This is a genomic window from Synechococcus sp. HK05, from assembly GCF_019104765.1.
Lineage (GTDB): Bacteria > Cyanobacteriota > Cyanobacteriia > PCC-6307 > Cyanobiaceae > Vulcanococcus.
Genome location: NZ_JAHRXJ010000006.1, coordinates 1 through 16,286, shown reverse-complemented (window position 1 = coordinate 16,286; position 16,286 = coordinate 1). Strand labels below are relative to the sequence as shown.

At 68.1% G+C, this 16,286-nt stretch carries 20 protein-coding genes and 1 pseudogene; 9 read left to right on the top strand and 12 right to left on the bottom strand.

Annotated elements, in window-relative coordinates:
• Positions 1-84 precede the first annotated feature (84 nt).
• Together KUL97_RS06055 and KUL97_RS06050 are read left to right on the top strand one after the other, a co-directional pair.
• A complete protein-coding gene (locus KUL97_RS06055) occupies positions 85-1,347 on the top strand; it encodes a 1-deoxy-D-xylulose-5-phosphate reductoisomerase (protein WP_217796114.1) in 1,263 nt (420 codons plus the stop codon).
• A 34-nt stretch (positions 1,348-1,381) separates the two neighbouring features.
• A complete protein-coding gene (locus KUL97_RS06050) occupies positions 1,382-1,744 on the top strand; it encodes a (2Fe-2S) ferredoxin domain-containing protein (RefSeq protein ID WP_217796100.1) in 363 nt (120 codons plus the stop codon).
• On the opposite strand, the gene KUL97_RS06045 is transcribed toward KUL97_RS06050, so the two are convergent.
• The 5 genes from KUL97_RS06045 to KUL97_RS06025 form a co-directional block, all read right to left on the bottom strand.
• Positions 1,710-2,750 carry a YheT family hydrolase gene (locus tag KUL97_RS06045; RefSeq protein ID WP_368656107.1) on the bottom strand — a complete coding sequence of 347 codons (1,041 nt, stop codon included), beginning with the start codon at positions 2,748-2,750 and terminating at the stop codon, positions 1,710-1,712. The genes KUL97_RS06050 and KUL97_RS06045 overlap by 35 nt on opposite strands.
• Positions 2,731-4,146, bottom strand: coding sequence for an NAD(P)(+) transhydrogenase (Re/Si-specific) subunit beta (locus tag KUL97_RS06040; RefSeq protein ID WP_217796098.1), 1,416 nt, complete (start codon positions 4,144-4,146; stop codon positions 2,731-2,733). The genes KUL97_RS06045 and KUL97_RS06040 overlap by 20 nt, the downstream gene beginning before the upstream one ends.
• Entirely contained in the window at positions 4,143-4,442 is a 300-nt protein-coding gene (locus KUL97_RS06035) for an NAD(P) transhydrogenase subunit alpha (protein ID WP_217796097.1), read from the bottom strand. The genes KUL97_RS06040 and KUL97_RS06035 overlap by 4 nt, the downstream gene beginning before the upstream one ends.
• On the bottom strand, positions 4,439-5,581 hold the full coding sequence (locus tag KUL97_RS06030; RefSeq protein WP_217796096.1) for an NAD(P) transhydrogenase subunit alpha: 1,143 nt from the start codon (positions 5,579-5,581) through the stop codon (positions 4,439-4,441). The genes KUL97_RS06035 and KUL97_RS06030 overlap by 4 nt, the downstream gene beginning before the upstream one ends.
• Before the next feature lie 109 nt (positions 5,582-5,690).
• Positions 5,691-5,867 (bottom strand): hypothetical protein, encoded by a 177-nt coding sequence (locus KUL97_RS06025; RefSeq protein WP_217796095.1) that lies wholly within the window; start codon positions 5,865-5,867, stop codon positions 5,691-5,693.
• Positions 5,868-5,985: 118 nt separating this feature from the next.
• Between KUL97_RS06025 and KUL97_RS06020 the strand changes: the two genes are divergently transcribed.
• The 3 genes from KUL97_RS06020 (at position 5,986) to trxB (ending at position 9,354) form a co-directional block, all read left to right on the top strand.
• The gene (locus KUL97_RS06020; protein ID WP_217796094.1) at positions 5,986-7,488 is read left to right on the top strand and encodes a DEAD/DEAH box helicase; all 1,503 of its coding nucleotides are present in this window, start codon (positions 5,986-5,988) and stop codon (positions 7,486-7,488) included.
• A gap of 94 nt (positions 7,489-7,582) precedes the next feature.
• Complete coding sequence (locus tag KUL97_RS06015; RefSeq protein WP_217796093.1) at positions 7,583-7,828, top strand: hypothetical protein; 246 nt, start codon at positions 7,583-7,585, stop codon at positions 7,826-7,828.
• Between the two features lie 122 nt (positions 7,829-7,950).
• Entirely contained in the window at positions 7,951-9,354 is a 1,404-nt protein-coding gene (trxB, locus tag KUL97_RS06010; RefSeq protein WP_217796092.1) for a thioredoxin-disulfide reductase, read from the top strand.
• A gap of 39 nt (positions 9,355-9,393) precedes the next feature.
• Here the strand turns inward: trxB and infA are convergent, their stop codons facing one another.
• Positions 9,394-9,663, bottom strand: a complete 270-nt coding sequence (gene infA / locus KUL97_RS06005; protein WP_214340006.1) for a translation initiation factor IF-1 — start codon at positions 9,661-9,663, stop codon at positions 9,394-9,396.
• A gap of 166 nt (positions 9,664-9,829) precedes the next feature.
• Here infA and KUL97_RS06000 point away from each other — a divergent pair, with 166 nt between their 5' ends.
• Positions 9,830-10,531, top strand: a complete 702-nt coding sequence (locus KUL97_RS06000) for a pseudouridine synthase (RefSeq protein WP_217796091.1) — start codon at positions 9,830-9,832, stop codon at positions 10,529-10,531.
• Between the two features lie 12 nt (positions 10,532-10,543).
• Here the strand turns inward: KUL97_RS06000 and KUL97_RS05995 are convergent, their stop codons facing one another.
• From KUL97_RS05995 to KUL97_RS05980, 4 genes are all read right to left on the bottom strand, one after another.
• Entirely contained in the window at positions 10,544-10,759 is a 216-nt protein-coding gene (locus tag KUL97_RS05995; protein WP_010310448.1) for a hypothetical protein, read from the bottom strand.
• 83 nt (positions 10,760-10,842) lie between these two features.
• A complete protein-coding gene (locus KUL97_RS05990; RefSeq protein ID WP_217796090.1) occupies positions 10,843-11,805 on the bottom strand; it encodes an NAD(P)H-binding protein in 963 nt (320 codons plus the stop codon).
• Between the two features lie 71 nt (positions 11,806-11,876).
• Complete coding sequence (gene petM / locus KUL97_RS05985; protein WP_217796089.1) at positions 11,877-11,978, bottom strand: cytochrome b6-f complex subunit PetM; 102 nt, start codon at positions 11,976-11,978, stop codon at positions 11,877-11,879.
• 18 nt (positions 11,979-11,996) lie between these two features.
• The gene (locus KUL97_RS05980) at positions 11,997-13,163 is read right to left on the bottom strand and encodes a N2,N2-dimethylguanosine tRNA methyltransferase (protein WP_217796113.1); all 1,167 of its coding nucleotides are present in this window, start codon (positions 13,161-13,163) and stop codon (positions 11,997-11,999) included.
• Here KUL97_RS05980 and KUL97_RS05975 point away from each other — a divergent pair.
• Together KUL97_RS05975 and ilvN are read left to right on the top strand one after the other, a co-directional pair.
• Positions 13,153-14,139, top strand: a complete 987-nt coding sequence (locus KUL97_RS05975; protein WP_368656106.1) for an alpha/beta fold hydrolase — start codon at positions 13,153-13,155, stop codon at positions 14,137-14,139. The two genes, KUL97_RS05980 and KUL97_RS05975, sit on opposite strands and share 11 nt — an antisense overlap.
• A complete protein-coding gene (ilvN, locus tag KUL97_RS05970; protein ID WP_217796088.1) occupies positions 14,136-14,666 on the top strand; it encodes an acetolactate synthase small subunit in 531 nt (176 codons plus the stop codon). The genes KUL97_RS05975 and ilvN overlap by 4 nt, the downstream gene beginning before the upstream one ends.
• Positions 14,667-14,669: 3 nt before the next feature.
• Here ilvN and KUL97_RS05965 read toward each other — a convergent pair whose 3' ends face one another.
• Together KUL97_RS05965 and KUL97_RS05960 are read right to left on the bottom strand one after the other, a co-directional pair.
• Complete coding sequence (locus tag KUL97_RS05965) at positions 14,670-15,392, bottom strand: peptidylprolyl isomerase (protein WP_217796087.1); 723 nt, start codon at positions 15,390-15,392, stop codon at positions 14,670-14,672.
• Between the two features lie 2 nt (positions 15,393-15,394).
• Positions 15,395-15,961, bottom strand: a complete 567-nt coding sequence (locus KUL97_RS05960) for a photosystem I assembly protein Ycf4 (RefSeq protein ID WP_217796086.1) — start codon at positions 15,959-15,961, stop codon at positions 15,395-15,397.
• A 185-nt stretch (positions 15,962-16,146) separates the two neighbouring features.
• Here KUL97_RS05960 and KUL97_RS05955 point away from each other — a divergent pair.
• Positions 16,147-16,286, top strand: a pseudogene (locus KUL97_RS05955) (photosystem II D2 protein (photosystem q(a) protein)); the annotation flags it as partial.

Sequence of the window (16,286 nt, the reverse complement as noted above, 5' to 3'; positions counted from 1 at the left end):
TTCCCGGCTGCGGCCCTCACGCGGCAAATCGGGGCCGCCGCCGGCGGCGATGGGAGACTGGCCCCGCCGTTCGCCGATCCCGCCGTGAAAGCCCTCTCCGTGCTCGGCTCCACTGGCTCGATCGGCACGCAAACGCTCGAGATCGTGGAGGAGTTCCCCGATCGCTTCCGGGTGGTGGCCCTGACGGCCGGCAACAACCTCGATCTCCTGATCACCCAGATCCAGCGCCACGCCCCCGAGGTGGTGGCCCTGGCGGACGAGGCGACATTGCCCGAGCTGCAGCAGCGGCTCAGCAACCTCGAACCCAGCGCTCGGCCCGCGAAGCTGCCCGAGCTGGTGGGCGGCTCCGACGGCCTCTGCACCGCCGCCGCCTGGCCCACAGCCGATCTAGTGGTGACCGGGATCGTGGGCTGCGCCGGCCTGCTGCCCACCCTGGCCGCGATCCGCGCCGGCAAGGATCTGGCCCTGGCCAACAAAGAAACCCTGATCGCCGCCGGCCCGGTGGTGCTGCCGGAGCTGGCGAAGAGCGGCTCGCGCCTGCTGCCGGCCGATTCCGAGCACTCCGCCATCTTCCAGTGCCTGCAGGGCACTCCCTGGGCCGACACCGCCCGCCTGAGCACCGGCATGCCCACCCCCGGCCTGCGCCGCATTCAGCTCACCGCCAGCGGCGGCGCCTTCCGCGATTGGGACGCGGCTGATCTGCACAAGGCCACCGTGGCCGATGCCACCAGCCATCCCAACTGGAGTATGGGCCGCAAGATCACGGTGGATTCGGCCTCGTTGATGAACAAGGGCCTGGAGGTAATCGAGGCCCACTACCTCTTCGGCCTGGATTACGACCACATCGAGATCGTGATCCACCCGCAATCGATCATCCACTCGATGGTGGAGCTGGCGGATTCCTCGGTGCTGGCTCAGCTGGGCTGGCCCGACATGAAGCTGCCGATCCTCTACTGCATGAGCTGGCCCGAGCGGCTGGAAACCCCCTGGCGCCGCCTCGATCTCACCGAAGTGGGTCAGCTCACCTTCCGCAAACCCGACCCGGCCAAATACCCCTGCATGGAGCTGGCCTACGCCGCGGGCCGCGCCGGCGGCACGATGCCGGCAGTGATGAACGCCGCCAACGAGCAGGCCGTGGCCCTCTTCCTCGAGGAGCAGATCCACTTCCTCGATATCCCGCGTTTGATCGACGTGGTGTGTGATCGCCATAAGGCCGACCTCAGAGCCGATCCCTCTCTGGACGACGTGCTGGCCGTGGACGCCTGGAGCCGTCAGGCGGTGCGTGAAGCTGCAGCCCGGCTGAACGCGACTGTTCATTCCCAAGCGCCTGCTGCGCTTCCGGCCTGATCGAGCCCAAGCGGAGCCCGCCCCTGATCTCACCGTGATCTCCCACCACCTGCTGCTCTGCGCCACCCCCGCCAAAGCGCTCTGCTGCCCCGATCCCACCGTGGGTGCCGCCAGCTGGGACACGCTCAAGCGCCTGGTGCGCGAGTGGGGGCTCGAAGATCCATCGCGGCCCGAGGGCATCGTGCTGCGCACCAAGGCCGACTGCCTGCGCATCTGCGCTGAGGGGCCGGTGCTGCTGATCTGGCCGGAAGGGATCGTCTACAGCGGCGTCACGGCCGAGCGGATCGAGCGAATCCTGCGGGAGCACGTGATCGGCGGCACGCCCATCAAAGAGTGGATCGTGAAACGGATGCCGTTCAGCCCTACGCCAGCAAACGCTGGAACCAGCGGGCCGTGAGCCGATCCCCCCAGTTGCCAGGCTCACTGCTTTGGCCATCGCAGCGGGCATGAAAGCCGTTGTGCCCGCCCCCAGCGGTGAGGAACACCTCCACCCCCGGCAACTGCAACGCCGCTAGCTCGCGGGCCGCCGCCACAGGCACCCACGGGTCATCGTTGGCATGCAGCACCAGGGTGGGTGGCAACGAAGCCGCCTGGGCTTGCAGCTGCTGCAGTGGACTGGCCTCTTGGTAGTAGTGCGCCACCGAGCTGTAGCCCCAGCGCGGCGACGTGATCGCTGCATCAAAGGCCACGATGCTGTCCTTGGGCCCCACGGGGCCGCGGCCGGCCAGGGCCTCGCGCTCCTGTTCGCTCACCCCGAAGGGATCGGCCAGTGTCTGGGCCACAAGGCGCTGCAGCAGCCAGCGCTTGTAGATGCGGTTGCGGGGGAGCTCGATCTGAGCGGAGCAGGCGGCCAGATCGAGCGGCGAGCTGATCGTCACCAGGCCATCGAGCAGGCCGGGCCCGGTGAGCAGCGCGTTGAGCAGCTTGGTGCCCCCCAGGGAGATGCCCATGCCCAAGAGCGGCCGGCCGGCCGCCAGCTCGCGGGCGCGGGCCAGGGCGGGCAGCAGATCGCTGTTGCAGCTGGCGGCATAGGTGCCGCGGGCCAGCTCCCGCCCGGGGCCAGCGCCGCGCATGTTGAGCCGCAGCACTGAAAAGCCGGCGTGTTGCAGGGTGAACCCCATCCGCCGCAGGCCACTGCGGCAGCTGCTGCCCCCCAGGCCATGCATCAACAGCACCAGCGCCCGGGGCTCGGATCCGCCCAGGGGCGGATCCAGCAGCGCCAGCAGCTGATCGTCGCCGCCCACGGGGATCGTGGTCGGCTCGCCGGCATCAGGTGGCAGATCCACCGGACGCAGGGTGTCCCGCAGGGTCTGCAGGTCGCCGTTCAGCCAGGGCAGCCGCGGCCGGAAGGGCTCAAGGCCCAGGGCCGCGGGGAGGTTGGGATCAAGCGGCTTTTCCGACACCCTGGCTGCGCAGTTCCGTGCAGAGCTGCTGCAGCACCGCCTTGGCATCGCCAAACACCATGGCCGTCTGCGGCAGCTCGAACAGCGCATTCTTAATGCCGGCGTAGCCAGCCCCGAGGCTGCGCTTCACCACGAACACCTGGCGGGCCTGATCCACCTCCAGCACGGGCATGCCGTAGAGGGGGCTCTGGGCGTCGTTCTTGGCGTCGGGATTCACCACATCGTTGGCGCCGAGCACGATCACCACATCGGTGCGGGGGAACTCGGGGTTGATCGTGTCCATCTCGAGCAGCTGCTCGTAGGGCACATCGGCCTCCGCCAGCAGCACGTTCATGTGGCCGGGCATGCGACCCGCCACCGGGTGAATGGCGTAGCTCACCTCGGAGCCATTGCTCTCCAGCAGCTTCGAGAGCTCGCGCAGGGCGTGCTGGGCCTGGGCCACCGCCAGGCCGTAGCCGGGCACAAACACCACACGTTCGGCGTTCTCCAGGGCCATGGCGCACTCCTCGGCGCTGCAGCTCACGATGCGGGTGTAGCCGGCCTCATCGCCGCCGCCGCCCACCGGTGCACTGCCGCCGAGGGCGCCGCCGAAGAGCACGCTCACCAGGGAGCGGTTCATACCGGTGCACATCACCTGGGTGAGGATCAGGCCGGCCGCTCCCACCATGGCGCCGGCCACGATCAGCAGCTGGCTGCCCACCACGAAGCCGGCGGCCGCCGCGGCCACACCGGAATAGGAGTTGAGCAGCGAGATCACCACCGGCATGTCGGCGCCGCCGATGGGGAGGGTCACGCCGATGCCCAGCAGGCTCGAGGCCACCAGCAGCAGCCACAGCGGTGCGCCGGTGGGATCGCCGGGCAAGGCAAAGGCCCCCACCAGGGCCGCGAGGGCGAGGGCAATGTTCACGCCGTGGCGAATGCTGCTCTGGGTCCAGCCAGGGGTGCCGAGCCAGCCCTGCAGCTTGCCCATCGCCGCGATCGAACCGCTGAAGGTGATCGCCCCCACAAACACCGAGATCACGATGGAGATCAGCTCCACGAGATCAGCTCCATTGCTGTCGTAGAGGGCCACAGCCACGGCCACCAGCAGCGACGCCATCCCGCCGCAGCCGTTGAACAGAGCCACTGTTTCGGGCATGGCCGTCATCGGCACGCGCCGGGCGGTGATCAAGCCGAGCAAGCCACCGATGGCGGTGCCGATGGCGATCCACAGCCAGGCGATCGGATCGGGTTGCACCTGCAGCAGCAAGCCCAGCACTGCCAAGCCCATGGCCAGGGCCGCGAGGCCGTTGGCAGAGCGGGCCGAGCGCACGGTGGAGAGGCCCTTGAGGCCCAGCGCCAGCAGCAGCACCGCCAGCAGATCAATCAGATAACCAAACAGATCGAGCACGTTCATCGGCCGCCTCCGCTCTTCTTGCGGCTGAACATCGCGAGCATCCGGTCGGTGACCAGGAAGCCGCCGATCACGTTGAACAGAGCGAAGCCCAGCGACACCGAACCCAGGATCAACAGAGCCGGATTGCCACTGGCATTAGCGATCAGGGTGATCGAAGCCAGCACGGTGATGCCGCTGATGGCGTTGGCGCCACTCATCAGTGGGGTGTGGAGGGTGGGCGGCACTTTGCCGATCAGCTCCAGCCCCAGCAGGCTGCCGAGCAGCAACACCCAGAGCGCTTGCGAGAGGGTGGTCATGCGGCCGCTCCCGCCGCAGCGTGATGGGTGAACAGGCAACCGCTCACGATCGGATCCTCCAGGTCGAGTTGAAGTGCCGTGGCCTCGCTGCCGGAGGCTTCGAGCAGGTGCTCCAGCAGGGCGGCCACGTTGCGGGCATACAGGGCACTGGCGTGGTTGGCCACGCTGCAGGGCAGGGCATCGGCGCCGATCAGCTGCACGCCATGGCGCATCACGGTGGCGCCGGGCACCGTGCCCTCGCAGTTGCCCCCCTGGGCCACCGCCAGATCCACCACCACGCTGCCGGGGCGCATGTGCTGGAGCATGGCGTCGTCGATCAGGCGCGGCGCCTGCCGGCCTGGCACCTGGGCGGTGCAGATCACCATGTCGGCGAGGGCCAGCTGCTCGGTGAGTTGGCGGCGCTGCTCCGCCAGAAAGGCCTCACTGGCCTGCTGGGCATAGCCGCCGGATTCGCCAGGCTTCTGCTCCTGCTCCGGCGGGGCGATGAAGCGGCCGCCAAGGGATTCCACCTGCTCTTTGGCGGCAGCGCGCACATCGCTCACGTAAACCACCGCCCCGAGGCGGCGGGCCGTGGCCAGTGCCTGCAAACCGGCCACGCCGGCCCCAAGAATCAGGGCGCGGGCCGGCTGAATCGTGCCGGCGGCCGTCATCAGCATCGGCACGTAGCGGTCGAGAGCGGCCGAAGCCAGCAGCACCGCCTTGTAGCCGGCGATGTTCGCCTGCGACGAGAGCACGTCCATGGTTTGGGCGCGGCTGATGCGAGGCAGCAGCTCCAGAGCCATCGCCGACACGCGGCGCTGCTCGAGCTGTTGCTTGAGGCCCTCGTTGCCGTGGGGCTCGAGCAGGCCCAGCAGCAGCGCACCAGGCCGCAGCGCCTCAAGCTCTCGGCGCTGCTGCGCGATCGCCGCGGCCTGCACCGCCAGCACCACATCCGCCAGGCCCCAATGTTCGGCGGCCGGATCCACCAGCTGCGCGCCAGCCTCGCTGTAGGCGGCGTCATCAAATCCGCTGGCGGCGCCTGCCCCCTGCTCCACTTGGAGCGTGCAGCCGCGGGCGCTCAGCCGCCGCACGGTTTCGGGAGTGGCCGCCACGCGCGTTTCACCGGGGCGGCACTCCCGCGGCACCAACACACGAATCAAGAACTCGCCGCCTTACGTCACAACTGACCAGTTTTTGCTGGGTTCGCAGAGGGGGCAACGCTTTTGCCAGGCGTGTGCTCACATCCGCACACACGTGGCAGGGCCGGCTTCAGAACAGCGGCAGCAGCTCCTGCTCCAGGCAGCGGGCCTGGGGCGTGGAGCCCTGCTGCCGCAGCTGGCGGGCGCGCAGGATCATCGGGTCGAGGTCGCACTCGAGGTCGAGGGCGCGCTCGAAGCGCTGGCGGAGTTCGTCGGAGCTGAGGGAAAAGGGGGAACGCTCGTTCATGGGCTGGCGGGTTGAGGCCCGGGAGCGGGGGTGATGGCCGGAAGTTAAGGACTCCTGCGCCAAAGCGAATAGGTAGAAACCCTCAACTTTTTTCTCTGCCTGCCAACAAAATGGCGGGATGGCCTCGCCGTCGTTCGATCTGCGCCTGCCCCGGCGCCCGCTTCAGGTTGCAGGAAGCGAGCCGATGCCGCCTGTAAGCAGCCTGCGCCCGCAGCCCGCGGTGCAGCCGCGCCAATGGCAATCCCAGCTGATCGCGCTGCTGCGCCGGCGGCTCGAGCGCGACGGAACCCACGACGTGCTGATCAACGCCGGCCCCGGTGCCGGCAAAACCCTCGGTGCCCTGCTGAGCTTTGAGCGGCTCGAGCGCGAAGGCCGCCTGCAGCACCTGCTGGTGTTCTGCCACCGCAGCTCCATCGCCAGCCAATGGCTGGCGGCCGCCAGCCGCCTCGGGCTCGAGCTGCAGGAATGGCAGCCGGGGCTGGATGTGGCTCCGCCCGCCGGCCAGCCCCGCCCCCACGGCCTGCTGATCACCTATCAGGCCGCTGGCCGCAACCTGGAGGCCCTGGAGCAACAACTGGGCGAGGCCGGCTGGGGCGCCTGGCTGGCGATCGCCGATGAGGTGCACCACCTGGGCATCGATCCGGAGGAACCAGAAGCCACCGCCTGGGGCCATGCCTTCAGCCGGATCAGCGCCAGCGCCCGCTTGCGCCTCGGGCTTACGGGCACACCGTTTCGGGCCGACAACCTGGGCTTCTGCGCCGCCCGCCGCATCCAGGTGCACGACGGCCAGGAGTGGGTGGAGCAGATCGCGCCCGATCTGAGCGTGGAGCCCCGCGAACTGATCAGCGCGGGCGATGTGCGGCCGCTGGAGTTTCGCTTTCAAGACGGCTGGGTGGATCACGGCCGCCAGGGGGAGCTGGGCGACAGCGAACGCTCTCCGCTCTCGCAGGAGCAGCGCGAGAGCTGGCGGGCCCGAAACCTGCGGCGCGCCATCCGCCTGGGCGACAGCAGCAGCATTGCCCTGCGGCTGCTGCTCAATGCGCGCCGGCGCTTGGAGGTGGTGCGGCGGGAGCACAGCGGCGCCGGTGGCCTGGTGATTGCCCGCGACATCGCCCACGCCCGCCGCATTTGCGGCCTACTGGAGGAAGAAGGGGACCGCGTGCACCTGGTGCACTCGCAAGATCCCGAAGCCCCGCAGCGCATGGAAGCCTTCAAGGCTGGCGAGGCCGACTGGCTGGTGAGCATCGACATGTGCGCCGAAGGCTTCGATGCACCGCGGCTGCGGGTGGTGGCTTACCTCACCACCGTGGTGACGCGCACCCGCTTCGTGCAGGGCATCACCCGGGCGGTGCGTATGGATGCGGAGCGTGCGGCACAGGAGGCGGTGCCGCGGCATCCCTCCTATGTGTTTGCGCCGGCGGATCCGCTGCTGATGCAATACGCCCGCACCTGGTCGCTGAGCGAGCCCTACGTGCTGCGGCCCAAACCCGTGGAAGCCGAGGCCGAAGCCAGCGGCGCCGGCCGCGCACCCGGACTGCCGCTGCAGGCGCTGGAGGATGGCGCCGGGGCCGTGATCCGTCTGCGCGGGCCCCAGCTACCGAACTTCCGACTGCAGCGATAAATACATTCGATTGCGGCAAAAAGTGCGAACTTCTGCAAAAGCGCACCCGATGCCGGCCAACCGCCCGTCAGCGTGGTGCGATCGCGGGACACCCATGAAAGGCTCCATCCAGCGTCGTCTCACCGTTGCCATCAACTGGTCAGCGGCTCGGATCGCCAGCCTGGACGACCGTGAGCGCTACGAAGACAGCTATGCGCTCACCGAGGAATTCCGAGAATGGATTCTCTGCATCGACCAGCATCCCGAGCTGATGGCTGAGCAGGTGCTGATGGTGCCTGACTTCAACGAACTGAAGCGATCGAGCGACAACAGCGAGAGCGACGGACTCCTGGAAATCTAAAGAAAACCTAAAGGCTTTTTTCTGAGCCGTCAAACCATTGGCGGCCAGGCCGCAGCAAGGTGATCCCTGCAGCTGCAAAGCGCAAACGCTAGGCTCTAAAGCGAAGTCGATCCGCTTTAGCCGTGAGTGATGCCGCTGCCAGCGCCGCGACGGGCGCTTCTGTTGAAAACGTGGTGATCGTGGGCTCCGGGCCCGCTGGCTACACCGCCGCGATCTACGCCGCCCGCGCCAACCTGCGCCCCGTGGTGATCACCGGTTTTCAAGACGGCGGCATCCCCGGTGGTCAGCTGATGACCACCACCCACGTGGAGAACTTCCCCGGCTTCCCCGACGGCATCCTCGGCCCCGATCTGATGGATCGGCTCAAGGCCCAGGCCGTGCGCTGGGGCACCCGCCTGGTAGAGGCCGATGCCGACAGCATCGACCTCTCGCAGCGCCCCTTCCGCATCCAGGCCAACGGCCAAACCATCGAGGCCCAGTCGGTCATCCTGGCCACGGGCGCCAGCGCCAACCGACTCGGCCTGCCCAGCGAGGCCCGCTTCTGGAATGCCGGCATCAGCGCGTGCGCCATTTGCGACGGCGCCACCCCGCAGTTCCGCAATGAGGAGCTAGCGGTGGTGGGCGGTGGCGACTCCGCGTGCGAAGAGGCGGTGTACCTCACCAAATACGGCAGCCGCGTGCACCTGATCGTGCGTTCCGGCCAGTTGCGGGCCAGCAAGGCCATGGCGGATCGGGTGCTGGCCAACCCCAACATCACCGTGCACTGGAACCGCCAGATCCGCGATTGCAGCGGCAGCGAATGGTTGGAGGCGATCGAGCTGGTGGCCACCGACAACAGCGGTGCCAGCGAACAAGTGCCCGTGCGCGGCCTCTTCTATGCCATTGGCCACACCCCCAACACCCGCCTGGTGCGCGGTCAACTGGAGGTGGATGGTCACGGCTACCTGGTGACCAAGCCCGGCCGGCCCGAAACCAGCCTGGAGGGCGTGTTTGCCGCCGGCGATGTGGCCGATGCCGAGTGGCGCCAGGGCATCACCGCTGCCGGCAGCGGCTGCCAAGCCGCGCTGGCGGCCGAGCGCTGGCTCACCCATCACAACCTGGCCGTGACCGTGAGCCAAGACCCCGTGGATCCCGCCGAGGTGGGTGAAGCAAAGCGAACAGCTGTGAGCGACGAGGCCAACTTCGACCCCAACGCCCTTTGGCAAAAGGGCAGCTACGCCCTGCGCAAGCTGTACCACGACAGCGAGAAGCCCCTGCTGGTGGTGTACACCTCACCCACCTGCGGCCCCTGCCACGTGCTCAAGCCTCAGCTCAAGCGCGTGCTCGAGGAGCTGGGCGGCCGGGCCCAGGGCGTGGAGATCGACATCGAAGCCGAGCAAGAGATTGCCCAACAGGCCGGCGTGAGCGGCACCCCCACGGTGCAGCTGTTCTTCCAGAAGGAACTCAAACAGCAGTTCCGCGGCGTGAAGCAACGCAGCGAGTTCAAGGCCGCCATCGAACAGCTCCTGGGCGCCGTGGTGGCCTGATGATTGGAGTCCTCAGGCCCCAGGCCTGAGGACCAGTAATCAGCGGCGGCGAGGACCGCCGGGACGGTTGCCACCGGGGCGGGGACCACCGGCGGCCGCGTTGCGCTCGCGGTAAGTGATGCGGCCGCGGCTGAGGTCGTAGGGGCTGATCTCCACCAGCACCTTGTCACCGGCCAGCAATTTGATGCGGAATTTGGTGAGCTTGCCGGCGGCCCGGCAGAGGCATTGGTGGCCAGCGGGCTGCTCGAGGGTGACCAGGTAGAACCCGTTGCCCTGCTCCTTCTCGATCACACCGGAGGTCTCGATCATGCGCTGCTGCCGCTGGAAAGTCGTACTGCTTGGTTCAGTCTAGTTCCCACCCTTAAACCGCTAGGGTCGGCGCTCGCCAAGCCCCCCCAGCCAAGGTTTCGATGATCCTGCCTCCCGTCACGATGGATCTGGGCCTGCTGCTGATCTCAATTGGAGTGGTGAACCTGTGGCGCGCGCGCCAGGCCTCCTGAGCACAACGCTGCTGTTTCACAAGCCCTACGGGGTGTTGAGCCAGTTCACCCCTGAGCCGGGTAGCCGCTGGGGGTGCCTTGCTGATCACATCCCCGTGCCGGATGTGTATGCCGCAGGCCGGCTCGATGCCGACAGTGAAGGCCTGCTGCTGCTCACCGCCAACGGCCGCCTGCAACAACGGCTCACCGATCCCGCCTGGGGGCACTGGCGCCGCTATTGGGTGCAGGTGGAAGGGCTCACCACCCCCGCACAACTGCAGCAGCTTGAACAGGGCCTGCTGATCCAGGGGCAGCGCACCCTGCCGGCGCGGGCCAGCGCCATCGCCGACCCTGGCCTACCGCCCCGCGATCCGCCCATCCGCACACGCCAGCAGATCCCCACCAGCTGGCTGGCCGTGGAGCTGCGGGAGGGACGCAACCGCCAGGTGCGCCGGATGACGGCAGCCGTTGGCCTGCCCACCCTGCGCCTCCTGCGGGTGGCCATCGATCTCATGGACGGGGGCGCACCGCTCAACCTCGAAGGCTTGGCGCCGGGTCAGTGGCGCGCGGTGACCCCTGAAGAAGAGAGCCGCATGCAGGCTCTGCTCCGCCAACCGCTGCGCGGTGGCCGGCGCTCACCCGGACGGGGCGGCCGAGCCGGTGGCGGGAAATCCGGCCAGGGGGGTGGCGGCGGGTAAGGGGGCTTGGCGTCAGCCGAGCGTGTCCTTGAGCTCACGCACCACCTGCAGCTGCCCGTAGTAGTAGTTGGCGCGGGCGCGGCGATCGGGATCGGCGAGGCTGTCGAGCGCATCGAAGCCCACGCTCTGCCAGAGCTCGTTGCCGCAGGCACGGGTGATCTCTTCCACCGCTTCCTGCTCGAGCACCCCGAGGCGGCGCTGCAGGTTTTTGGTTTGCGCAATCCCCATCGATCTCTATTGCGCCGCAAGCGCCATAACTACCCGAATAGTACAGGCGCACCACACAGGGCGCCAAGCGTGGAACCCCTCAATCAGAAGGGCAGTTTCTTCTTGGCGTCTTTATCCAGATCAGCCTCCATCTCGCGCAGACGCTTGAGGATCGTGTCGTAATACTCGCGCAAGTAGCTCTCGAGGCCGGTGGTCTCAGCCGGATCGAGGCCAAAGGCGGCGTAGCTCTCCTCCATCGGCGCATCAAGGGGTGTACCGCCACCGATCACCTTGTCGAAGGCGAGGCGCTCAGCCACGTTCACCGCCGGCTCGAAGAACGAGGCAACACCCTGCATCAGGCGCAGCAGAAACGGCCGCACGCGGAACACCCGGGCGCTCTTGCTGCAAAACTTCTCGCAAAGCTGGGTGATCTCGCCAGTGCTCCAGGCGCGGGGGCCCACCACGGGCAGAGCCTTGCGGATCGTTTCGCTGCGGCTGAGGGCCGCCACCGCAAAACGCGCCACGTCTTGGGTGTTCATGTAGGCGATCGGCGTGGGGGTGCCGCTCACCCACACCGTTTGGTTTTCCAGCACCGGAATGGCGATCTGGCTGATCAGGCCCTGCATGAAGGCCACGCAGCGCAAGATCGTGTAGTCAAAGTCGGAATTGATCAGCGCCTGCTCGGTGCAGTACTTGATCTCCATCAAGGGCACATCGCGGTGCTGCTCGGCGCCGAGCAGCGACACGAACACAAAGCGCTTCACGCCTGCACGCTCGCAGGCATTGAGCAGATTGAGCTTCCCGGTCCAGTCGGTGTCGTAGCTGCTGCCGGGATCACTGGCACGGGCCGTGGCGGCATCGATCACCGCCTCTTGGCCTTCGAGGGCGTAATCGAGGCTGTCGGGCTCGAGCAGGTCGCCGCGGGTGAGTTCGCAGCCCCACTCCTGCAGGAACGACGCCTTGCGGGGCGAGCGCACCATGCAACGCACCTGATGACCGGCATCAAGGGCTTGGCGGGCAATCTGCCGACCCAGCGTGCCCGTCGCACCGATCACCAGCACCTGCATGAGGCTTGTTCAGCGAGGCACGAGCCTAGAGGTGTGCCTGCTGCGCCGCGCTGGAGGCTCCAGCCCGGTGCTCAGTTGTCGCCCTGGAGCTTGAGCAGCAGCGCACCACCCGCCAGACCAATGGGGATCAGAACCCAGAACAGCGCTGCAGTGCCGAAGATCTCCGAGGCCATAGCCAGGTGCCGTAACGGCTACCTGTTTAGCGCAGCCGCCAGCTCCAACACGCGCGGCCAGGGGGCATTGCAGCGAAATAAGCCATCCATCACGCCGGAGCGCAGGGCCGTGTAGCCCTCGGCCTCGAGCGCCGCCAGCAAGGCCTGCGTGGACGGCGGGCCGCCGCCCAGCCGCCGCCCCAGCTCCGCACTGGGCCAGCAGCGGGCGGGCATGCCGGGATCCGCCAGCAAGCGCGCCAACAACCGCTCACTGGAACGCCCGATGGAGCCACTGGGCAGGCGCTCCCGCTCCCGTTGCATCGCCGCCAGGGTGGGGGTGTGCTGCAGCGGCCCGAGCCACAAGGGTCCGGAGATCGCCAGGGGCGGGGCATCCGGGGCGCAGGCGCAGGCCGGCCACTGGCGCAGCTGCAGCAGGCTCTGCTCGAGCTGCTCGCCGCAGCTGTGGCAGTGGGCCAAGAGCCCCAGCTGCCGCTCCTGGCGCGGATCGGCGCGGCGTTGCAACTGAATCGCCGTGCGGAAGGTGCGACCCTCGCTGAAACTGAACAGCGGCCGGATGCCACGCCCCATCGCCCAGGCGGCGCGGGCCACCACGGCGATCTGCAGGCGCAGGGCCAACTCCCAGCTGGCGGGATGGGCGCGGGCGGCGGCCCCGAGGGAGCGCACGGCGGCGGCACGGTCGTGGCCGGTGGGGGAGCGGCCATCGGTGCTGGCCAGGTAGAGCACCCCTTCAAATTGCAGCGCCTCCAGGGCAGCAGGCACCAGGGCTGTGGGGCAGCCAAAGGCATCGAGATCGAGCAGGCCGAAGCGGCGCTCCTCGAGCAGGCAGCGAGCCAGAAGCTTTTGGGCGGTCTGCGCGCTGATCTCCAGGGCCGAGCCCGCAACGGCCAGCGGCGCGAGGTTGCGCTGCAGCACCGGCAGCCGGTCGGCATCGGCGTCGTTGGCCCAGACGGCGGCGGCACCAGCTTCGAGGCCATAGCGGAGGGCGCGGATGCCGCAGCCCGCCATCAGATCGAGCACCGCCAGGGGCTGGCTGAGCCCCAACTCACCGCGGGCCAACAAGGCAGCCAGCAGCACTCCGAGATCGCGGGAAGGGCGGGATTCCGGCCGGAAGAAGCCGCCACCGAGCTGCAGCACCGCCGCACCTTCGCAATAGTGATCAGACGAGAGATCCGCCGTGCCGGCCACCACCGCTTCCCACGCCTCTGTGTTGGATCCCCAGCCTGCTCCCACGGGGGCGCACTGGGGCGAGCACGGCCAATGGCAATGGCAAGAGCACACCTGCCATTGGCGGGTGCTGGGCAACCGCCGGCATCCAGCACTGGTGCTGATCCATGGCTTCGGCGCTGCCAGCGGCCACTGGCGCCACAACGCCGCCGACCTAGCGGCTGCGGGCTGGTGCGTGTATGCCATCGATCTGGTGGGCTTCGGCGCCTCGAGCCAGCCGGGCCATCGCCGCCACCGCCCGCTCGACAACCGGCTCTGGGCGCGGCAATTGCAGGGCTTCCTGGAGCAGGTGGTGCAGGGGCCCGCGGTGCTGGTGGGCAATTCCCTGGGCAGCCTGGTGGCGCTCACCTGTGCGGTGTTTTTTCCGGTGTGGGTGAGCGGGGTGGTGGCCGCACCGCTGCCCGACCCCACTCTGCTGATGCCCCTCCAGCGGCGGCGGCGCCCCTGGCGGCGCTTGGTGAAACGCCAGGTGGTGGTGGTGCTCTGCCGGCTGCTGCCCCTGGAACTGCTGGTGCCCGTGATCGCCCGCACACCATTGCTCGATCTCGGCCTGCGCAGCGCCTACAGCGACGCCAGCGCCATCGACCGGGAGCTGCGGCGCCTGGTGGCACGGCCGGCGCTGCGGCCACGGGCGGCGCGGGCCTTGCGGGCGATGAGCATCGGCATGGCGCTGCGGCCGCGGGGGGCCACGGCGGCGGTGCTGCTGGAGCGGATGCGCCAGCCGCTGCTGGTGCTTTGGGGCAGCGAAGACCGTTTGGTGCCGCCGATGATCAGCGAGCGGTTGCAGCGGCATAAGGGCGATCTGGAGCTCCAACTGCTGCCGCAGCTTGGCCATTGCCCCCACGACGAACAGCCCGAACTGTTCAACCGCCACGTGTTGGGTTGGCTGGCGCGTAATTTGGGCACACGTCAGCCACATGAACAGCACTGGGCATGAAGCACACCCTGTCGGTGCTGGTGGAAGACGAATCGGGCGTGCTGAGCCGCATCTCCGGCCTGTTCGCTCGCCGTGGTTTCAACATCGAAAGCCTGGCCGTGGGGCCGGCGGAGCGCAGCGGCGTGTCGCGGCTCACGATGGTGGTGGAGGGGGATGAGCGCACCCTCGCCCAGATGAGCAAGCAGCTCAACAAGCTGATCAATGTGCTCGAGGTGAACGACCTCACCCGCATTCCCGCCGTGGAACGCGAGCTGATGCTGGTGAAGGTGTCCGCCCCGGAGAGCCAGCGCGCCGCGATCCTCGATCTCGTGCAGGTGTTCCGCGCCCGGGTGGTGGATCTGGGCAATGAAGCCCTCACCGTGGAAGTGGTGGGTGACCCGGGCAAGCTGGTGGCCCTCGAAAACGTGCTCGAGCCCTATGGAATTCTCGAGATCGCACGCACAGGCCGGATTTCCCTGGAGCGGGCCTCCGGCGTGAGCACGCCGTATCTGAAGGTCACCAGCCTCGATAAGCGCGTACCGGCCTGAGGCTCAGTTGGCGTCCTGCACCAGGGTGCCGCCCTGCAGCAGCTTGGCGCTGATCAGCTTGTCGCCTTGGCTGATCTGGTCGACCACCTCCATCCCTTTGGTCACGCGGCCAAACACGGCATAGCGACCATCGAGCTCCGGCAAGGCGCGAAGCGCGATATAGAACTGAGCGCTGGCTGAGTTGGGATCGTTGGAGCGAGCCATGGCCAGGGAGCCGCGCTGGTGCTGCAGTTTCAGCTTGCTGGCCTGGCCTGGCCCCACGGTGATCTCGCCATAGCGGGGGCGGCTCTCGCCCTCGAGGAACAGCTCCAGCGGAATCAGGCGGGGCTGGCCGGTGCTGGGATCAATGAAGCTGCCCGTGCCGAGCAGATCCACCGGGGTGTTGGGGTTGGCGCTTTGGGGGTCACCGCCTTGCACCACGAAGGGGATGGGCTCCTTCACCACCCGATGAAAGAGGGTGCCGTTGTAGGCACCGCGGCGCACCAGATCTACGAAGTTGCCGGCGGTGAGGGGGGCGGCGCTGCCATCGAGGCTGAGCTCCACCTTGCCCTTCGTGGTGGTGAGCTCAATCAGAGCGGTGCCCTTGAGGCAGGGCACACCGGAACTGCCGCAGCCGAAGCTGCTGGAGGGTCCCGGTGCAGCACAGGCCACAGGCCCGAGCGGGCTCAGCAGCAACAGGAAGGCGAGCAGCAGGCCGCGCAGGGAGCCGGAGCGGAGCAGGGTCATGCTCAAACGCCCTCGAGGGGAACGCCAAGGAAGCGGGCCAGCTCGGCACCGCCGCGCTCGAGATCAGCCAGAGGCATCGGCTCACCCACACGGGTGAGGGGCAGATCGCGACGCCCCTGCACCCGCAGGGCCAGGCGGCGGCGGGGATTGAGACCATCGCGCACATCCACCTTCACCGCCTGGATATCTTTGAGGGGAGTGGTGACGCTGATCAGCTGGCGGAAGCCGCGGCGGGTCACGGTGAGGGTGCCGGCGGATTTATCGAAGCGATTGGCGCCGGAGCCCACATCAATAGCGATCACAGCCCACAGATAAGTGGAGAGCAAGGCGGCGGCGATGCCGTAGAGCCCCATCACCAACCCTTGAGGCACCCAGCTGAGAGCAGCGGGGTGGCCGATCGGCAGCAGATCGGTGCCCAGATAGCTGGAAGCGCTCGTGAGCAGAAAACCCAGTCCACCGGTGCTCACCACGGCCGCCACGAGCACGTTGGAGAGACGACGGGAGCCCAGCACGTCTTGCTCGAGCAGCTCGGAGGACGGGGCAGCCTTCGCTGCGGAAGCCGAGGCCATACGGGCGGTTCAACCGGTGGCCTGCCATCTTGGCGCGCCCGCCGACCGGGCTGAGCCAAGCCTGAGCACAAATACCCAAAACGCAATGGTGACGGGCCGTGTCAGGCCATCAAAACCCGCCTCGCAGTGCGGATCAACGTTGTTACGATCCCTCGGTAACCCACAGCCCGCGGTTTTTCCCACCCATGACGATCGCTGTAGGGCGCGCGCCGCAGCGGGGATGGTTCGACGTCCTCGATGACTGGCTCAAGCGCGACCGCTTCGTTTTTGTCGGGTGGTCGGGTCTGCTCCTGTTCCCCACCGCCTACCTGGCGCTGGGTGGCTG

What these genes read in the sequence shown, in the direction of transcription:
- KUL97_RS06040 (WP_217796098.1), bottom strand. Translation starts at nt 4,146, where the DNA reads ATGAACGTGCTCGATCTGTTTGGTTATCTGATTGATCTGCTGGCGGTG.
- KUL97_RS06035 (WP_217796097.1), bottom strand. Translation starts at nt 4,442, where the DNA reads ATGACCACCCTCTCGCAAGCGCTCTGGGTGTTGCTGCTCGGCAGCCTG.
- KUL97_RS06025 (WP_217796095.1), bottom strand. Translation starts at nt 5,867, where the DNA reads ATGAACGAGCGTTCCCCCTTTTCCCTCAGCTCCGACGAACTCCGCCAG.
- KUL97_RS06020 (WP_217796094.1), top strand. Translation starts at nt 5,986, where the DNA reads ATGGCCTCGCCGTCGTTCGATCTGCGCCTGCCCCGGCGCCCGCTTCAG.
- KUL97_RS06015 (WP_217796093.1), top strand. Translation starts at nt 7,583, where the DNA reads ATGAAAGGCTCCATCCAGCGTCGTCTCACCGTTGCCATCAACTGGTCA.
- infA (WP_214340006.1), bottom strand. Translation starts at nt 9,663, where the DNA reads ATGATCGAGACCTCCGGTGTGATCGAGAAGGAGCAGGGCAACGGGTTC.
- KUL97_RS05995 (WP_010310448.1), bottom strand. Translation starts at nt 10,759, where the DNA reads ATGGGGATTGCGCAAACCAAAAACCTGCAGCGCCGCCTCGGGGTGCTC.
- KUL97_RS05990 (WP_217796090.1), bottom strand. Translation starts at nt 11,805, where the DNA reads ATGCAGGTGCTGGTGATCGGTGCGACGGGCACGCTGGGTCGGCAGATT.
- petM (WP_217796089.1), bottom strand. Translation starts at nt 11,978, where the DNA reads ATGGCCTCGGAGATCTTCGGCACTGCAGCGCTGTTCTGGGTTCTGATC.
- ilvN (WP_217796088.1), top strand. Translation starts at nt 14,136, where the DNA reads ATGAAGCACACCCTGTCGGTGCTGGTGGAAGACGAATCGGGCGTGCTG.
- KUL97_RS05965 (WP_217796087.1), bottom strand. Translation starts at nt 15,392, where the DNA reads ATGACCCTGCTCCGCTCCGGCTCCCTGCGCGGCCTGCTGCTCGCCTTC.
- KUL97_RS05960 (WP_217796086.1), bottom strand. Translation starts at nt 15,961, where the DNA reads ATGGCCTCGGCTTCCGCAGCGAAGGCTGCCCCGTCCTCCGAGCTGCTC.